This is a genomic window from Asticcacaulis sp. P2_C5 (assembly GCF_056404555.1).
Genome location: NZ_JBFUDU010000002.1, coordinates 326,593 through 345,441, shown reverse-complemented (window position 1 = coordinate 345,441; position 18,849 = coordinate 326,593). Strand labels below are relative to the sequence as shown.

The 18,849-nt window shown below is 61.9% G+C and carries 12 protein-coding genes; 8 read left to right on the top strand and 4 right to left on the bottom strand.

Annotation, left to right across the window (positions count from 1 at the left end):
- Positions 1-161: 161 nt before the first annotated feature.
- The 3 genes from AC1DXO_RS05170 to AC1DXO_RS05160 all read left to right on the top strand — a co-directional run bounded on the left by AC1DXO_RS05170 (position 162) and on the right by AC1DXO_RS05160 (position 4,413).
- Positions 162-896, top strand: a complete 735-nt coding sequence (locus AC1DXO_RS05170) for a DUF7168 domain-containing protein (RefSeq protein WP_476977028.1) — start codon at positions 162-164, stop codon at positions 894-896.
- Between the two features lie 106 nt (positions 897-1,002).
- Complete coding sequence (locus AC1DXO_RS05165; protein ID WP_476977027.1) at positions 1,003-2,550, top strand: response regulator; 1,548 nt, start codon at positions 1,003-1,005, stop codon at positions 2,548-2,550.
- Between the two features lie 138 nt (positions 2,551-2,688).
- The gene (locus tag AC1DXO_RS05160) at positions 2,689-4,413 is read left to right on the top strand and encodes an AmpG family muropeptide MFS transporter (RefSeq protein WP_476977026.1); all 1,725 of its coding nucleotides are present in this window, start codon (positions 2,689-2,691) and stop codon (positions 4,411-4,413) included.
- Between the two features lie 130 nt (positions 4,414-4,543).
- On the opposite strand, the gene AC1DXO_RS05155 is transcribed toward AC1DXO_RS05160, so the two are convergent.
- Positions 4,544-6,826, bottom strand: a complete 2,283-nt coding sequence (locus AC1DXO_RS05155; RefSeq protein WP_476977025.1) for an NADP-dependent malic enzyme — start codon at positions 6,824-6,826, stop codon at positions 4,544-4,546.
- Between the two features lie 359 nt (positions 6,827-7,185).
- Here AC1DXO_RS05155 and mutS point away from each other — a divergent pair, with 359 nt between their 5' ends.
- The 5 genes from mutS to AC1DXO_RS05130 all read left to right on the top strand — a co-directional run bounded on the left by mutS (position 7,186) and on the right by AC1DXO_RS05130 (position 16,123).
- Entirely contained in the window at positions 7,186-9,894 is a 2,709-nt protein-coding gene (gene mutS / locus AC1DXO_RS05150; protein ID WP_476977024.1) for a DNA mismatch repair protein MutS, read from the top strand.
- A gap of 69 nt (positions 9,895-9,963) precedes the next feature.
- Positions 9,964-12,834 carry a [protein-PII] uridylyltransferase gene (locus AC1DXO_RS05145; RefSeq protein WP_476977023.1) on the top strand — a complete coding sequence of 957 codons (2,871 nt, stop codon included), beginning with the start codon at positions 9,964-9,966 and terminating at the stop codon, positions 12,832-12,834.
- Between the two features lie 136 nt (positions 12,835-12,970).
- Positions 12,971-14,563: a murein biosynthesis integral membrane protein MurJ gene (gene murJ, locus AC1DXO_RS05140; RefSeq protein WP_476977022.1), complete on the top strand. Its 1,593-nt coding sequence runs from the start codon at positions 12,971-12,973 to the stop codon at positions 14,561-14,563.
- A gap of 22 nt (positions 14,564-14,585) precedes the next feature.
- On the top strand, positions 14,586-15,581 hold the full coding sequence (gene trpS, locus AC1DXO_RS05135) for a tryptophan--tRNA ligase (RefSeq protein WP_476977227.1): 996 nt from the start codon (positions 14,586-14,588) through the stop codon (positions 15,579-15,581).
- Between the two features lie 14 nt (positions 15,582-15,595).
- Positions 15,596-16,123 (top strand): copper chaperone PCu(A)C, encoded by a 528-nt coding sequence (locus AC1DXO_RS05130; RefSeq protein WP_476977021.1) that lies wholly within the window; start codon positions 15,596-15,598, stop codon positions 16,121-16,123.
- Between the two features lie 279 nt (positions 16,124-16,402).
- Here AC1DXO_RS05130 and AC1DXO_RS05125 read toward each other — a convergent pair whose 3' ends face one another.
- From AC1DXO_RS05125 to AC1DXO_RS05115, 3 genes are all read right to left on the bottom strand, one after another.
- A complete protein-coding gene (locus AC1DXO_RS05125; RefSeq protein WP_476977020.1) occupies positions 16,403-17,164 on the bottom strand; it encodes a dienelactone hydrolase family protein in 762 nt (253 codons plus the stop codon).
- A gap of 1 nt (position 17,165) precedes the next feature.
- A complete protein-coding gene (locus AC1DXO_RS05120; RefSeq protein ID WP_476977019.1) occupies positions 17,166-17,951 on the bottom strand; it encodes a dienelactone hydrolase family protein in 786 nt (261 codons plus the stop codon).
- A 94-nt stretch (positions 17,952-18,045) separates the two neighbouring features.
- Positions 18,046-18,804, bottom strand: a complete 759-nt coding sequence (locus AC1DXO_RS05115; protein ID WP_476977018.1) for a dienelactone hydrolase family protein — start codon at positions 18,802-18,804, stop codon at positions 18,046-18,048.
- Positions 18,805-18,849: the final 45 nt, after the last annotated feature.

Below are 18,849 nucleotides of genomic sequence, written 5' to 3'. Positions count from 1 at the left end.
CATATGGCCTGCAGCCACTATTCACCACATGCCGTCCGGGCAAATCCTCCCTCTCCAGGAACTTGTGACGAACTTCATGTTTTGACAGGCAGCAAGAAGCGAATCATGCTCGAAATCGCGATCCGGACTCGCCGCCATTCCACATGAGGAGCGAACGCATCATGGTCTCTCCAGCATCAGCCAAGAGCACAGCGACGGCAGACCTCGACAGCGTGATCCAGCGCATTCGCGGTTTGCGCGCCAAGACGGTCGATCGCGGCTGTACCGAGGAAGAGGCCATGGCCGCCGCCGCCAAGGTCTCCGAATTGCTGGCGCGCCACGACCTTACGCTCGACGAGGTTTCGGTCCGCCAGTCCGATTGCGAGGGCATGAGCATCGCGACAGGCCGCAAACGCCGCGCGCCGGTCGATTCCTGCATCGTGCCGCTGGCCGACTTCTGTGACTGCCGCGTCTGGTCCGAAGAAGGCGATGACGGGACCTTGCGTTATGTCTTTTTCGGCTTGCGCGCCGACGTCGAGGCCGCACGCTTTCTGCACGACCTGATCGAAATCATGTTCGAAACCGAAAGTGACCACTTCCGCCATGGCCTTATCTATGCGCGCGTGCGCCGTGGCGATCGTCGCATGGCGTTCAATTCCTTCCAGATCGGTCTGGCCAGCGGCATCATCACCAAACTGGCCGCGTTGAAAGAAGCTCGCCACACCTCGGCTAACAAGAGCACCGGCTTTGACCTTGTGGCGCTAAAACATTCTGTGGTGGATGAAGAGGTCAGCAAGCTGGGTCTTCACTTCACCCGCCGCTCGACATCATCCCGTCGTTATGTTCACGGCGACGCCTTCAATCAGGGCAAGGCCAAGGGTGCACTGTTTGAGCCCAATGCTGCAGTGGACGGCTGATTATCGCCATTATCCAGCAGGGTCTTTGAGGTAACTTAATCTTTCTGCCCTAGTCTGCGTGTTCATCAGAAGATGCCGGGTCGCGTCACGGATCCGGAATTTCCGCATGAAAGCGCATATGACGAATTTCGCCGCCACTGAGAACCTGGATGGGCCCGACGCCCAAAGCCCGTCACCTGAAGAGAGGTTGAAGGCGCGCGAGGATTTCTTCCGGCTGATGAGCCATGAAATCCGCACGCCGCTGAACGGCCTGATGGGCATGCTGGGGCTTTTGCAAAAGACTCCGCTAAGCCCGGACCAGGAATCCTACATCACCACCGCGCGCGATTCAGGTGAACACCTGCTGACCCTGGTCAACGACCTGCTCGACTATGCCCGCATCGACGCCGGCCGGATCGAGCTTGAAACCAGCGAAGTCCATCTCGAACCCCTGCTGCAAAGCGTCGCCGAGCTGTTGTCGCCGCGCGCCCAGGCCAATGGCATCGAAATCGCCTGGAGTCTCGACCCGCAACTCGACCATATTCACGCCGACGAAGGCCGCCTGCGCCAGATCATGTTCAATCTCGCCGGCAATGCCATCAAATTTACCTCAACCGGCGGCGTATTGATCCATGTCGGCCTGACCGCCGACAGCCTTATCCGCTTTTCGGTGCGCGACACCGGACCGGGCATCCCGCCCGAGGCCCGCGAGCGAATCTTCGAGGAATATGGCCAGGTTCACCCGACCCATGCCACGCGCTATGGCGGCGCCGGTCTCGGCCTCGTCGTAGTCAAGAAGCTGGTCGAGGTCATGGAAGGCACCCTGACCCTGGACAGCGAAATGGGCAAGGGCTCGACCTTTGCCGTTGAATTCCGCGCCCCGTATGGGTTGCGCGCCCGCCAGCCATATCCCCAGCATCCCCAGGCCGTCACCCTGATCAGCGCCAATCCTATCCTGATCGAAGGCGCCGGCACCCACCTCGCTGCTCGCGACTGCCGTCTGCGCGACATGCCCGCGCTCGACGACTGCTTCGACTCGCACGGCATCATCCTGGCCGATCGTGCCGCCATGCGCGCACCGGTCAAGGCGCCGTCACCGCGCAGCCTGATCCTGCTGGCGCCGGAACAGCGCGATGAAATCGCCACCTGGCGCGATCTCGGCTGGGCAGGCTATCTCATCAAGCCCCTGCGGCGTGCCTCGTTGTTCGAACGTCTGGAAGCCTTGCACGACCAGGGTACGGCTCCGGCCAGGGCCCATAATGACGATGAACGCATCGTCGTCGAATCGGCCCCCAACAAGTCGGTGCTGCTGGTCGAGGACAACCCGGTCAATGCCTTGCTGGCTCAGATCCTGCTGGCCCGTGAAGGCTGCCGGGTGGAGCGCGCCGCGTCTGGCGAAGAGGCCATCGATATCCTGAAGAGCCGCAGTTTCGATCTGATCTTCATGGATCTGGGCCTGCCCGGTCTCGATGGCCTGGGCACGACGCGTGAAGTCCGGGCCCTGGGCGTACGGACGCCTATCATTGCCCTGACGGCCAATGCCTATGAGGAAGACCGTCGCGCCTGCCTGCACGCCGGCATGAACGACTTCCTGACCAAGCCGATCGAGCTGGTGGCGTTGAAAGCCCGGCTGCAGACCTGGACCGCCAATGCGCCGGCCATGAAGACAGCCTAAAGCGCAATCCGACAAGTGTGCAGCACTTTTCGGTTAAATTGCGCGTTAAAACAAAAATCTAGAGCGAGATGGCATGCCATCGCGCTCTAGACTTTAAGCCCGAAGCTTCGTACCGTCCTCCGGCAAATGGAGGACGATATGGCCGATAAGGATGGCAAGGCTCTGGCGGAGACCCCGGATAAGCCAAGACTCTCGACGCTCCAGGCCATAGCCGCCTACGCCAAACCCAAACCCTTGCTGATGCTGGGCCTGGGCTATGCAACCGGCCTGCCTTTTCTGTTGATCGGCGACACACTGAATGCCTGGCTGCGCGTTGATGGCGTGTCGCTCTCGGTCATCGGCTTTTTCATCCTGGTCAGCTTTTCCTACACGCTGAAATTCATGTGGGCGCCCCTGGTCGACCGGCTTAACCTGCCGTTCCTGACCGAGAAACTGGGTCACCGCCGCAGTTGGATGATCGTCCTTCAGGTGCTGATCGCTCTCAGCCTTCTGGCCATCGCCGCGACCGACCCCAAGACGCACCTGGTCCAGATGGCGCTGTTTGCCACCCTGACCGGCTTCTTCGGTGCGACCCACGATATTGTTCTCGACGCCTGGCGGATCGAAGCGGCCGACAGCAAGGAAGAGCTGGGCGTTATGACGGCCGCCTACCAGTGGGGTTATCGGACGGCGTTTCTGGTCGCCGGCATGGTGCCGCTTCTGATGGCCAACCGTATAGGCTGGCCGGCGGCCTACGCCATCATGGCCGCCATGATCAGCTTTGGCTGGATTGCGGTCTGGCTGGCGCCGCGCGGGGCACCCCATACACCGCGGCCCATCCACTACGAGGGTGTGGCGATAAGGCCGGTCCTGGAAGGCGTGGAATGGCTCGGTCGCGGCCTGATGCTGGTCATGGCCGGTATCGTCATGGGTTCGGGCCTGACGGGCAAGCCTGACCTGCTCAACGGCATCGTAGGTTATTTCGGCGTCAGCCCGGAGGCCCAGGCGGCGTTCAAGCTCTTCTACACCACGCCGGCGACCGGCTGGATGTTGCAGATCCCCTTTGCCATCGGTGGTTTGGCCTGGGTGGTCTCGTCCTGTCTGCCCCTGCCCTGGCCGACCCGTCCCAGCGCCTATTTCAAGGGCGCTTTCATCGAGCCCCTGGCGGATTTTTTCAAGCGTTACGACAAATGGGCCTTTTTCATCTTTGCCCTGATCTGCGTGTATCGGGTCAGCGAATTTACCCTCAATATTGCCAATGCCTACTATATCGACCTGGGCTTTTCGCTCGATGCGGTCGGCGAGATGCGCAAGGTGTACGGCACGCTGATGACCATGATCGGCGTGGTGATTTCCGGCTGGCTGATGGTGCGCGTGGGTATTCGCAAATCGTTGCTGGTGGGGGCTATCGTGGCGCCTTTCAGCCATGTCGGCTTCTGTATCCTGGCCATGTCGGGCCATAGCCTGCCGGCCCTGGCCCTGGCCCTGGCCCTGGACAATATCGCCGCTTCGATCCAGGGAACGGTTCTGATTGCCTACATGTCGACCCTGGTCAGCCCGCAATATACCGCCCTGCAATATGCGCTCTTTTCCAGTGTCTACGCCATATTGGGCAAGCTGGTCGGCTCGCAGTCGGGCCGTATCGTCGAGGCCAGCGCCCAGGCGGCCGACAATGGCGGCTTCAGCGCGGTGTTCAAGGGTTTGATGACGCATTTGACGCCGGACGCCTATGTCAAGGCGGCGGAAAAGCTGGGCGTTAGCGTGGCGGCCATGGGGGCTGGGTATTTTGCCTTTTTTGCCTATACGGTGGTGATCGGGGGTTTTGCGATTGTCATGAGCTTCTGGCTGTATTTCCGGCGGAAGGAGCCAAGCACCGTCGAGTAACGGGGGTCGAGGGGTCGTGACCCCTCGCCTTAAGTTAAAAAAGCCGGCCGACCCCCAAAGGGGGATCGAGCCGGCTTTTTTATTTCAAGAGAAGGGGCCTCGGGCCCCTTCACCCCAATACTCTACAGCGCTACCCCTTCGCCGATGCCCGAATATCATACGCCGCAAACGTCGCCATGGTCAGGATCTTGCTGACCGAATCCGACAGCTGACAGATCTGCACCGGCTTCGACAGGCCCAGCAACAACGGCCCCACCACCGTCGCACCGCCCAAAGCCTCGATCAGGTTGGTCGAGATCGAGGCCGAATGAATGGCCGGCATGATCAGCACATTGGCCGGCGCCGTCAAACGCTGGAACGGATAATTGACCCATTTCGCCGGTTCCAAAGCGACCTCAGGCGACATCTCACCCTCGAACTCGAAATCGACTCCGCGCTGCTCCAGCAACCGCACCGCCTTCGACACCCGGTCCGAACGCTCACCCGACGGATTGCCAAAATTGGAATAGCTCATAAAGGCGACACGCGGCGTATGGCCCATGCTGCGCACCGCCATGGCCGCTTCGATCGCGATATCGCCCAGCTCTTCCGGAGACGGCAGCTCCGCCACCGTCGTGTCGGCGATAAACACCGTCTTGCCGCGCGCCAGCACGATCGACATACCCATGATCCGTCCGCCCGGCGCCGGATCGACGATGCGCATCACGTCCTGGAACGCCTGGTCGAAGGCCCGCGTCACGCCCGTCACCATCCCGTCGGCGTGACCCGATATCAGCATGGCGGCGGCAAACGAATTGCGGTCCAGATTGATCAGCCGTTCGACATCGCGCTTCAGATAGCCCTGCCGCGCCAGACGCGAATACAGCAGCTGCGCATAGGCGTCCCGGCGATGCGACAAACGCGCATTGACGATCTCGATCTCTTCTTCTTCCGGATTAAGCCCGGCCGACCGCATATTGGCCTGGATCAAATTCTCCCGCCCACACAGGATGGGCGTGCCCAACCCCGCCTGCTTGAAGGCATGGGCTGCGCGGATGACCGAAATATCCTCACCCTCGGCGAAGACAATGCGCTTCGAGGCCCGTGACCGAACCGCCGAGGTAATCGTCTGCAGGAAGCCCGCCGACGGATCCAGCCGCTGCTCCAGCGTCTTGCGATAGGCGTCCATGTCGGCAATCGGCTTGCGCGCCACACCCGTATCCATCGCCGCCTGGGCGACGAACGGCGGCACATACCAGATCAGCCGCGGATCGAACGGCGACGGAATGATATAGTCACGGCCGAATTTCAGATGGCGGCCCTGATAGGCAGCGGCGACCTCGTCCGGCACGTCTTCGCGCGCCAGCTGGGCCAGGGCCCGTGCGGCGGCCAGCTTCATCTCGTGATTGACCCGCCGCGCCCGCACATCCAGGGCGCCCCGGAAGATATAGGGGAAGCCCAGAACATTATTGACCTGGTTCGGATAATCCGAGCGGCCGGTGGCAACAATGGCGTCCGTCCGTACCTTGGCAACGTCTTCCGGCGTGATTTCCGGATCGGGATTGGCCATGGCGAAGATGATCGGCTTGTCGGCCATAGTCGCGACCATGTCCGGCGTCAGAACGCCCTTGGCCGACAGCCCCAGAAACACGTCGGCGCCAACCATAGCCTCGGCCAGGGTGCGCTTGTTGGTGCGCGTCGCATGGGCCGACTTCCACTGGTCCATATCGATCTTGCGGCCCTCATAGACCACACCATGAATATCGACCACGGTCGTATTCTCATGCCGCACACCCAAAGCCTTGATCAGGCTGAGACTGGAGAGACCCGCCGCGCCGGCGCCGCACAGCACCACCTTGACGTCTTCGATCCGCTTGCCGGTGATTTCCAGCGCATTGATCAGTCCGGCCGACGCGATAATCGCCGTGCCGTGCTGGTCATCGTGGAAGACCGGAATATCGGCCATGTCCTGCAGGGCGGCTTCGATGATGAAGCACTCAGGCGACTTGATATCTTCCAGATTGATCCCGCCAAACGCCCCGGTGATGTTCTTGACCACCGTGATGAATTCGTTCGGATCCTGCGTCGCCACCTCGATATCGAAGCTGTCGATATCGCCGAAACGCTTGAACAGCACCGACTTGCCTTCCATGACCGGCTTGGACGCCAGGGCGCCGAGGTTGCCGAGGCCCAGGATAGCGGTACCATTGGATATTACCGCTACCATATTGCCCTTGGCCGTATAGTCGTAGGCGGCTTCGGGATTCTCGGCGATCCGGCGCACAGGAACGGCCACCCCGGGCGAATAGGCCAGGGCCAGGTCGCGTTGTGTTGCCATCGGCTTGGTGGGCATGAGCGCTATCTTCCCCGGCACCGGATACTGGTGCAGGTAAAGGGCTTCGTCGTCGCTGAAGGTCTGTTTTTCGGTTGGCATATTATACTATCATTATGGTTTTGTTGGACAATTCTTTTAGAGCACACGCGCGCTTTTATAAAGCGACAACCGTGGGAGAACCCTAACTTTCTAGGGTTAATAGCCGAACTTGACGCTAGGTGTGGTTTTAAGAGCGCGTTTCGCGATCAATCCCGGTGTCCAATTGTTTTTGTTCTCATTTTGTTCTAAAATCGTGATCCACCGAAACTCCGAACGCTAAGCGTTCGGCAAGGCCAAGCGGCCGCCCGAGCCTTATGCGAGGAGCCACGCGGCGTTTGAGCTGAAAAAATGCACATCTTCTTTGAGCGTTGAAGTCCGCCCCTCTTCTCACACCTGTTAAGAATCGTTAACGTCGCGCCATGAACGCTCCCGTAAACCTTGAGTCGCCCGATTCTGATAAAATCCTCGATGGCGCGACACCCGTCATGGCGCAGTATCTGCGCACCAAGACCGAACATCCCGATGCCCTGCTGCTGTTTCGCATGGGCGATTTTTACGAAATCTTCTTCGAAGACGCCGTCACCGCCTCCCAGGCCCTGTCCCTTGCCCTGACCAAACGCGGCACCTACCAGGGCAAGGACATCCCCCTGGCCGGCGTTCCCGCCCACGCCCTGGACGCCTATGTGTCCAAACTGATCCGCCTGGGCTTTCGTGTCGCTATCTGCGACCAGCTCGAAGACCCGGCAGAGGCCAAGAAGCGCGGCTCCAAGTCGGTCGTCAAACGCGGCGTCGTCCGCGTCGTCACCCCCGGCACCCTGACCGAAGACACCTTGCTTGAAGACCGTGGCGCCAACCGCTTGCTGGCCCTGTCGTCGCGCGGTGGCGCCATGGCCCTGGCCTCGGTGGAACTGTCGACCGGCGAGGTCGAATGCCTCGAAATCGACCCCGACTCCCTCAGTTCCCACCTCTCGGCGCTCAGGCCCTCCGAGACCCTAGTCGCCGACCGCCTGTTGCAGGATGAGGCCGTCTTCGGCCTGCTGAAGCAATATGGCGGCGTCCTGCAGCCCCAGCCCGCCTCGCTCAGTGATCCATCGGCCGGCCAGGCGCGCCTGCTGAAACTGTACGGCGTCGCCACGCTCGACGGTTTCGGCGCCTTCAGCCCGTCCGAACTGTCGGCGCTCGGCATGCTGGCGGCCTATATCGACGTCACCCAGGCCGGCAAGCGACCGGTCCTGAAACCGCCGGCACGGATCATTTCGCACAACTATCTGAGCTTGGATGCCGCCACGCGCGGTTCGCTGGAAATCGACCGGACACAGACGGGCAAGCGCGAAGGCAGCCTGATTGCCGCCCTCGACATGACCGTCACCTCGGGCGGCAGCCGCCTGCTGGGCGCACGCCTGGCCCGTCCGCTGTTCCACGCCGACGCCATCAATGCCCGCCTCGACACCATCGACTGGCTGCTGCCGCGCCGCGACGCCCGCATCGCCCTGCGCCACCTGATGCGGTCTTTAAGCGACCAGGCCCGTGCCCTGTCGCGCCTCAGCCTCAACCGCGGCGGTCCGCGCGATCTCCAGGTTATCCTGAACGGCCTGAGTGTCGGCGAAACCCTGGCCGCCACGCTCAACGACACCGCCCATGCTGCAGCCCTGGAACCGCCCCCGGCCGAGATTGACGCCATCCTGACGGCGCTGATCCCATCACCACCGGTAGCCGAGCTGTGCCGCCAACTGGAGCGCGCCCTGGCCGATGAACCGCCGTTGTCCCTGCGCGACGGCGGCTTTATCCGTCCGGGCTTCGACGCCGAACTCGATGAGATGCGCACCCTGCGCGACGACAGCCGCCAGATTGTCCTGGCCCTGGAACAGCGCCTGGCGGCCGAGACCGGCATCGCCATTCGCATCAAGTTCAACAATGTGCTGGGCTATTTTATCGAGCTGTCGCAGAAACTGGCCGATCAGCTGGTCGCCCAGGACACGCAGAAACACTTCATCCACCGCCAGAGCCTGGCCAACCAGGTCCGTTTCGTCACCACCGAACTGGTCGATCTCGACGGTCGCATCCAGCGTGCGGCGGCGCAAGGGTTGGCGATGGAGCTGGAATTGTTCGAACGCCTGCGCGAAGCCGTACGCAGCGTAGCGCCCGAGATCCAGGCTGCCCACGATGCCATCTGCGCCCTCGACGTCGCCTGCGCCAACGCCACCTGGGCGGAAGACTTCGACGCCGTCCGCCCACAGGTCGATTCGTCGTCGCGGCTCGAGATTTCGCGCGGCCGCCACCCGGTCGTCTGCGCCGCCCTGAAGGCCCAGGGCAAGCCCTTCACGCCCAATGACGTAGCCCTGGACGCCAGCGGGGTTGAGACGGCGCGGCTGTCGCTCGTCACCGGCCCCAACATGGCCGGTAAATCGACCTTCCTGCGCCAGAACGCCCTGCTGATCGTCATGGCCCAGGCCGGACTGTACGTCCCTGCCCGCGCCATGCACCTGGGCGCCGTCGACCGCCTCTATTCGCGCGTCGGCGCCGGCGACGACCTGGCCCAGGGCCGCTCGACCTTCATGATGGAGATGGTCGAAACGGCCGCCATCCTCAGCCAGGCGACGTCGCAATCCTTTGTCATCCTCGATGAAATCGGCCGCGGCACTGCCACCTGGGACGGCCTGGCCATCGCCTGGGCGTGTACGGAGCATCTCCACGATGCGGTGCGTTGCCGCGCCCTGTTCGCCACCCACTATCACGAGCTGTCGCAGCTCGATAAGCGCCTGAAACATGTCAACAATCTCAGCCTCCAGGCGCGCGAGCACAATGGCGAACTGATCTTCCTCCACGAGGTCAGGCTTGGCTCGGCGGACCGCTCTTACGGCGTCCAGGTAGCGCGCCTGGCCGGCATGCCCGGCGGTGTCGTCGCCCGCGCCCGCGATATCCTGACCCGCCTTGAAGAGGACAACCAGACCAATCTGCGCCTCGACGACCTTCCCCTGTTCTCGCACCAGCGCACGGTCGAACCCGTCTCGCGCGCGCCATCCAAGGCCGAAACCCTGCTGAAATCGCTGAATCCGGACGATTTAAGCCCCAAAGAAGCCTTGGAAGTTATCTATAATTTACACAAGTTGGCTACAACCAACGCTTAGTCATAATATATTCAGAACGCGCAGCTTAACCGCCCACTCGGTTTGCGCTTGAGGTAAAAAAGCCTGTCCATGCTGACCCTGACCCATCCGGCCGCGCCCGGCTACCGCATAGACGGCCGCGCCTTGCGTCAGTCCCTGACCCAGGCGTTCGAAAACGCCAGCAGCGACACTTCCGACCTGCGCCGTCGCGCGGTTGCCATCCTCAAGGAAGCCTGGGACCTCAGCCGTGCCGCCATCCTGTCCGATGTCGACGATCACAAGGGCGGAATCAGCACGGCCCGCGCCATCTCCAAATCGGCCGACGAAATCGTCTCGGCGCTGTGGGACTTTACTCTCACCCACGTCTACCGCGCCCGCAACCCAACAGAAGGCGAACGCCTCAGCCTGATGGCGGTCGGCGGCTATGGCCGTGGCGAACTGGCCCCCAACTCCGATCTCGACCTGCTGTTCGTTCGCGCCTGGAAGGAAACCTCGCACTCGGAATCGGTCATCGAATTCATTCTCTATACCTTATGGGACCTGGGCATAAAGGTCGGCCATTCGTCGCGTACGATCGACGAAGTCATCAAATACGCCCGCAACGACCACACCATCATGACCGCTCTGCTGGAGCGCCGCCATATCGCCGGCGACAAGGACCTGGTCGCGCAACTGGAAGACCGCATCGCCGCCGAAGGCCTGCGTTCCAACATGTTCGACTTTATCTCCGCCAAGCTGGAAGAACGCGACGCCCGCCATTACAAGGCCGGCGCGACGCGCTACGTTGTCGAGCCCAATGTCAAGGAAGGCAAGGGCGGCCTGCGCGACCTGCATACCCTGTTCTGGATCGCCAAATATCTGGCCAGCGCCGAGCCGAAACCGCGCGTGGTCAATGAAGCCGCGCAACCCGCCAAACCGGCCTCGCTTCCTGCAAAATCCTCCTGGGGCGTTCTCGATCGCCTGCTGACCGACCAGGAACGCCAGATCTTCATGCGCGCCTTCGACTTCCTGTGGAAGGTCCGCATCCTGCTGCACATCACCGCCGGACGCGGCGAAGACCGCCTCAGCTTCGACCTGCAGCCCGAAATTGCCCGCCGCATGGGCTTTGTCGATCGCTTCGGCGAGCCCAATGTCGAGCGCTTCATGCGCCGCTACTTCGTCACCTCGAAAGAAATCGGCGCCCTGACGCGCACCTTCTGCACCAAGCTGGAAGCCAATCAGGCCAAGCCCCTGGCCCGCCTGTCGAACATGATCCAGAGCGGTCTGATGAACCTGACCAAGGCCGACCATCCGGGTTTCGCCATCACCCAGGGCCGGCTCAGCGTCAACAGCCCCGACATCTTCCAGAAGTCGCCGGTCGCCATGTTCCTGCTGTTCAAGATGGCCGACCGTCTCGAACTGGACCTGCATCCCGACGCCTTCACGGCCATTGCGCGTAACCTCAAACTGGTCACGCCGTCCTTGCGCCGTCATCCGGAGGCCGCCCGTCTGTTCCTCGATTTGCTGGTCCGCGGCAAGAATCCGTACAAGACGCTGAGCATGATGTCGGAAACCGGCCTGTTGGGCCGTTATATCCCGGAATTCGGCCGCATCGTCGCCCAGACGCAGTTCAACATGTATCACGCCTATACGGTCGACGAGCATACCCTGCGCGCCATCGACATCATCCACGGCATCGATACCGGCCGCTACAAGAACGAGCACCCCCTGGCCAGCGCCCTGATGCCGCAACTGGTCGACAAGGAGAGCCTCTACCTGGCCATGCTGTTGCATGATACCGGCAAGGGCGGCGAGTTCGGCCAGGAGATCAGCGGCGAGATCGCGGCGCGCAAGGCCTGCGAGCGCTTAGGCCTCGAAGACTGGAAGATCGACCAGGTCGCCTGGCTGGTCCGTCACCACCTCGTCCTGTCCGACTACGCCCAGAAACGCGATGTCTCCGACCCGCAGACGGTCGCTGCCTTTGCCCAGATCGTCGAGACGCCGGAACGCCTGCGCCTGCTGCTGATCCTCACCGTCGCCGATATCCGCGCCGTCGGACCGGGTGTGTGGAATGCCTGGAAAGGCCAGTTGATGCGCGATCTGGTCGCCGCTACCGAATCCGCCTTCCGCGGCGGACGCGGTTCCGATGCGGCCGCCCAGGTCCAGCAGGACCTCAGTGAACGCGCCGAAGCCCGCCGTGTCGCGCTTAGCGAAAAAAATGACGACATGGCCGCCTGGCTGGCCACAATGGACGAATCCTACCTGTTTTCCTTTGCACCCGAAGACATCAAGAGCCACGCCGCCCTGGTCTGGTCGACCTTCGATTCCGAACCGGCCGCCAAGGCGCGCATCGACGAAAGCCGCAACGCCACCGCCTTTTCGATCTCTGCCGACGACCGCCCGGGCCTGTTTGCCGACCTGGCGCGTACCTTTGCCAATCTCGGCGCCAATGTCGTCGGCGCCCAGGTGTTTACGTCTTCAACCGGCCATGCCCTCGACGTCTTTTACGTTCAGGACGGCCAGGGCCTGCCCTTCGGCCATGACGACGAACAGCGCCGCAAACAGGCCGAGCAGCAACTGGAACAGGCGGCCTTGGGGCAATTGCCGCCGCCCGTCACCTATCGCTCATCCATGGCGTCACGCACCGCCGCCTTCGCCATTGCGCCGACCGTGGCCTTCGACGATGCCAGCAATGCCGATGTCTCGATTGTCGAGGTCTCGGGCCGCGACCGCCCGGGCCTTCTGGCCGACCTGGTCAGTGTCATGGCCAAGGCGCACCTCGACATCGCCTCGGCCCATATCGACTGCTATGGCGAACGCGCTGTCGACGCCTTTTATGTTGTCGACCACTTCAAGAAATCGCAGTTGACCTCGGCCCAAAAGCAATCGCTGAAAAAGCAGCTGATGGCGGCGCTCGACCAACCGGCCCAGGGCCAGACGAAAAAGCCCATCGCCCAGGCCCGCGCCTCGACTGCCAGGTAGCCAGGGTGCAAGCACCCTGGACCCGGACTCGCGACGGAGCCGAACCGTGCGGTACACACCACGGCCTGTTAACCCATAAGTCCTTGCAAGCTTAACATCACAGGCCTAAACGGAAACGTCCTCACAGAGTACCCCCGTGTCCGAAACATCGTCCGGCTCAAAGCCCTCCGGTCTCGTCCGAAATTCGCTGATCAACAGCGTCTTTACCCTGCTCAGCCGGTTCATGGGCGCCGCGCGCGACGTCGTCATTTCCGCCGTCATTGGCGCTTCCAGCAATATCGCCGCCGACGCCTACTATACGGCGCTCAGCTTTCCCAATCTGTTCCGGCGCATCTTCGCCGAAGGCGCCTTTACGGCTGCCTTTGTGCCCTCCTATTCCGCCGTTCTCGTTCAGGAAGGCCCCGAAGCCGCCGACCGCCTGGCGCGCGACGCCATGGCCACCCTGACCTTCGCCACGATCGTGCTGACCATCGCCGCACAGCTGACCATGCCATGGCTGATGCACATCATCAATCCGGGCTATTTCAGCGATCCCGCGAAGTTCAAGCTGGCCATCGTCCTGACCCAGATCTCCATGCCCTACCTGCCATGCATGGCGATCGTCGCCCTGTTGTCCGGCGTTCTCAACGCGCGTGGCCGCTTTGTCGTGTCCGCCGCCGTGCCGACCCTGCTCAACCTGATCATGCTCGCTGTCGTTCTGCCACAGAAGGACCCAGTCCAGGCCGCCTGGTGGGCATCCGGCGGTATCCTGCTGGCGGGTATCGCGCAGGCGGCCCTGCTGATCTGGGCGGTCCGCCGCACCGGCGCCCGCATCGGCCTCAGCTTCATGCCGCGCCTGACTCCTGATATTCGCAAACTGATGATCCTGGCCGTGCCCGGCGCCCTGGCCGCTGCGGCCACGCAAATCAATGTCTTCATCTCCCAGGCCTTCTCCTCGGCCGTGCCCGGCGCGCGCTCGTGGCTCAATGTCGCCGACCGCCTGTACCAGTTGCCACTCGGCCTGGTTGGAGTCGCCATCGGCGTCGCCCTGCTACCGGCCCTGTCGCGCGCCGTCCAGTCCGGCGACCAGGACGGAGCACAAAAGACCATGGACGACGCCATGATCTATGCCATGGCCTTCACACTGCCGGCCGCCGCCGCCCTGGTCGCCATACCCTTCTTCCTGATCGACGGTCTCTATACACGCGGCCTTTTTTCGCTGCATGATGCCCGCAGCACGGCCGACGCCCTCCTGCATTACGGCTGGGGCGTACCGGCCTTCGTCCTGACGCGTATCCTGAGCCCTGCCTTTTACGCTCGCAAAAATACCTTCGGTCCGATGAAGTTCGCGCTGGTCAATGTCGCCGTCAATCTGGGCGTCGGTGTCAGCCTGTTCCACGTTATCGGCGTGCCGGGCCTGGCCATCGGTACCTCTGCCGGCGCCTGGGCCAATGTCCTGCTCATGCTGGTCAGCCTCTACCGCCGCAAGGTCTGGCGCCCGACCACCAAGACCATGTCGGGCCTGACCAAGATCTGCATTTCGGGCGGGCTGATGGCCGGTTTTCTCGCTGCCTGTTCCTTCTATCGCCCGCTGATCGAAGGCGTCATCGCGCAGGTCGTGCCGCACCTGGTCAAGGAAATCGCCGTTGTGGGGGTTTGTTTTGCCGGCCTCTTCCTTTATATCGCCCTTCTCTTTGTGACCGGCGCGGTAAAGCCGGCTGAACTGAAGGCGGCGCTGCGGCGCAGATAAAAATATGACCATGAACACCGGTATGCGCATCCTGTCCGGCATCCAGGCCTCGGGCTCGCTGCACCTCGGCAACTATCTCGGCGCGCTGAAAAAGTTCGCCGACATGCAGGCGCTGGACGCCACGCGCTTCTATATGATCGCCGATCTGCACGCTATCACGGTGTGGCAGGACCCTGCCCTCCTGCTGGCCCAGACGCGCGAGATCGCCGCCTGCTACCTGGCTGCCGGCGTCGATCCGGCCAAGTCGACCATCTTCGCCCAGTCGGCCGTGCCGGGCCATGTCGAGCTGTGCTGGTTGTTCAACTGCGTCGCCCGCCTGGGCTGGCTCGACCGCATGACCCAGTTCAAGGACAAGGCCGGCAAGGACAAGGAACGCGCCTCGATCGGGCTATACACCTATCCGGTGCTCCAGGCTGCCGACATCCTGTTGTACAAGGCGACCCACGTGCCGGTCGGCGAGGACCAGCGCCAACACCTCGAACTGACCCGCGACGTCGCCAAGAAGTTCAACCACGACTACAAGGCCGACTATTTTCCGATCCCCGAAACCCTGTATCAGGGCCCGGGGGCACGGATCATGTCGCTGCGTGACGGCACCGCCAAGATGTCGAAGTCCGACCCATCGGACAATTCGCGCATCAACCTGACCGATGACGCCGACACCATCGCCTCGAAGATCAAGAAGGCCAAGTCGGACATGGATGCCTTGCCCGAAAGCGAAGGCGGCCTGGCCGAACGCGCCGAAGCCAAGAACCTGGTCGGCATCTACGCGGCGCTTTCGGGAGTCTCGGCCCAGGCCGTGCTCGATCAGTTCGGCGGCAAGGGTTTCGGCACCTTTAAGCCGGCCCTGGCCGAGGTCGTAGTCGACAAGATGGCGCCGATTTCGGACAAACTGCGCCGGTTGCTGGCCGATCCTGTGGAAATCGACCGTGTACTGACGATCGGCGCCGAAACTGCCCGCACCGCCTCCGCACCGGTGGTCAGGGACGTCAAGAAGATCATCGGCTTGTGGGGCTAGACAGGACGCGCACCATGAAAAAGGCTCTAATCCTTCTGGCCCTGCTTGCCCTCACCACCTGTGACAAAGTCGAGACCCGCAAGACCACTGTCGGCACCTACAGCGACGTCAGTGGCGTCATGACCGCCAGCCAGCTGGTCATGACCGACTACGCCATGCGCGCCGCCCTGGGTAACAATCCGGCCACCGCCGCTTATGTGAAGATCGAGAACAAGGGCACGACGGCGGACCGCCTGGTTTCGGCCCATTGCGACTGCGCCGGCACGGCGACCCTGCATGAAATGGTCATGAAGGGCGACGCCATGGAAATGTCCGAGCCCGAAGGCGGTTTCCCCATCGCGCCCGGCCAGACCCTGACCTTTGCGCCGGGTGGCAATCATATCATGCTGACGCCTCTGACCACCCGCCCGACGGAAGGTCAGATTGTCAATGTCACACTGACTTTCGAAAAAGCCGGCCCGGTCACCCTGTCCATGCCGGTCTCCAACACGCCCCTGGCCAAAAAAGACATTTCCGATAGCCACGACCACATGAAGATGTAATTCGGCATCAGAATTAACGGCGTTCGGCTACAATGGCAGCATAATTATTTGAATTTACAGTAATTTTCAACGCGGAAAGCGCGGAAAAGTCGGAAAGACACAGAAAAAGGATAGGTGAGATACATCTGCCCGAAGGGCCTTCATTCGACATTAAAATGCTCTTCGCGCGATAGAGGCGCCAACCTAAATTTCCGCGTCTTTCCGTCTTTTCCGCGCTTTCCGCGTTGAAAATAGCTGTACACTCAAATACTTACACAACCAGCGTAGCCGCCCGAGCCGTCACACCTCAACCAGAATCCGGCGCACGAAATCCGCAAACGCCTCCAGGGTCGACACAAACCCGGCTTCGTCGTAGCGCATGATCCGCGTCTTATCGATGCCCTCTTCATCAAAAGCGTGAGTCGAATCGAGCGTCATGGTCTCGACCGACACACCCTGTTTGCGCAGTCCCTCCACCAGCTTTACCGACTGGCGATAATTGGCCAGGTGATCGCGGAGGGTCAGGATTGTAAACACTGGCGGCTTGTGATGCCATGGCCGCGTCACCGACCGCGCCAGGAAATTGATATAGGGATATGGCAGGAACAGCCCCCTCACCCCGTCCAGCCACTTCGGTGACGGATCGGCTAGCCGCGCATCGCCTGGCGTGGCCAGGGCCTGGGTCATCAGGTCCATGATCGCCCAGGCGCCGTGGCTCCACCCGGCCAGCATCAGGCGCTTCGGATCGACCTCATAACGTTGACTCAAACCCCACAACATGGCCAGGACATCGCCCGAGCGTTCATAGCCGCGCAAATAAAAGCCTTTGCACACCATATTGGCGCCGAACTTCCGACTCCACCCCCGTGGTGTATAGGAATCGACCACGTAGACCCTGACACCCAGGGCCACGGCGCGCTGCGCGTACATGGCCAGGTTCGCCGCAATACCGCCGCAGCCGTGGAAAACCAGCACCGCCGGACGCGGCACGGCATCGGCGGGTCCGTAGACCTGGACATGCGGCATAAGCCGTTCGAAGCGCTGGCTGAGCGTCTCCAGCATGCTACATGGCCGGCATGGCGACCGGCTGATCCGGCGCCAGAGCGAAGGTCGCCTGGACAAACCGCACCAGGGCATCCATCGACAGATGCATGGCTTCTTCGGAGAAATGCATGATCATGCCCTTGTTGTCCTGCTCGTCGAAGGCGTGGCTGGCGTCCAACTCCAGCGTTTCCACCGCCGCACCGCCGGCCTGGATATTGCGGAAAATCTTGCCGGAATGTTTGATCGGCGTCAGGTGATCACGGTCGGCAAGTACGGCAAAGGTCTTGGGCGCCCGCACCCACTTGTGGCGGTTCGAACGGGCCGGAAAATTGATATAGGGATAGACCAGGAAGACGCCGGCGACACTGTCGGCCAGGGACGGATCCGGATCCTGGATCTTCGCTTCGCCCGACTTGGTCAGGGGTTCGGTCATCAGGTCCATGATCGACCAGCCGCCATGGCTGAAACCGGCCAGAATGACCTGGGACATATCGACCCGGCCCGATTGCTTGAGGCCCCACAGGGTGGCCAGCACGTCGCCCGACCGCTCATAGCCCTGCAACACGGCGCCGCTGCAGATCAGGGTAACAGCGAAGTTGCGATCCCAGCCGCGCGGCTTGAACGAATCGACGACATAGGCGCGGATACCCAAGGCCCCCACCGCCTCGGCATAGAGATGAACGTGCGGCCGCATACCGCCACAGCCGTGAAACAAGACCACCGCCGGCCGGACCACATCGTCCTGCGGGCCGTAGATCGTGATATCGGGCTCCAGAAGCTTATAACGTTGCTCCAGAGTATCCATAATCATCCCCCTTTTTTTCAGCTCAAGCGCCGCATGGCTCGCGCAAACGTGCGCGGCGAGCAGTCGCTCTTGCCAAAGTTTGTCAACTTTGGAGTTAACACAGAGTCTCCGCCATAAACCGGTCCAGCGCCGCGCCCGTCGCCTGATGCGACGTCTTATCATAGGTCATGAACGGCCCAAAATGAAGCGAGCTGTCTTCGTCAAAACAATGGGTCGCATTCAGCGTCATGACCTCGACCGGCAGGCCTTCTTCGGCCAGATGACGGAACACCGACTCCGAATGACTATGCGCCGTCAGGAAATCCTGGCGCGGAAGAATGGCCAGGGTCTTGGGTGCATAGAACCAGTTATGGATGTTCGATCGCGCCGGGAAATTGGCATAGGGATAGACCAGGAATACGCCCTTGACGCCGGCCAGAAGCGCCGGATCCGGATCCTTCAGCCGTGCCTCGCCATCGCGCGCCAGCTTTTGCGTCATGAGATCCATGATGGCCCAGCCGCCGTGGCTCCATCCGGCCAGCATGACCCTGCTTGCATCGACATCCTCGCGCTGCGCCACGCCCCACAACGCCGCCAGCACATCGCCCGACCGTTCATAGCCATGCAGGGCCAAACCCGAACAGACCAGGCTCATGGCCGCCGTTTCGTCCCAGCCGCGCGGCAAAAACGAATCGATCACGAATGCGCGATATCCGGCCGCCTCGACCTGGCGCGCATAGCCATGGATATGTTCGCGCACGCCGTTACAGGCATGGAACAGCAGGACGGCGGGTAAAGCCGTCTTATCCTTGGGTCCATAAGCGGTTATAAAGGGCTCGAGACGCGCGAAACGGCGCTCCATTGTATCCAGCACGCAAATATCCCTTGCAAAACGCCGAAACTGTCACAATATTAGTTA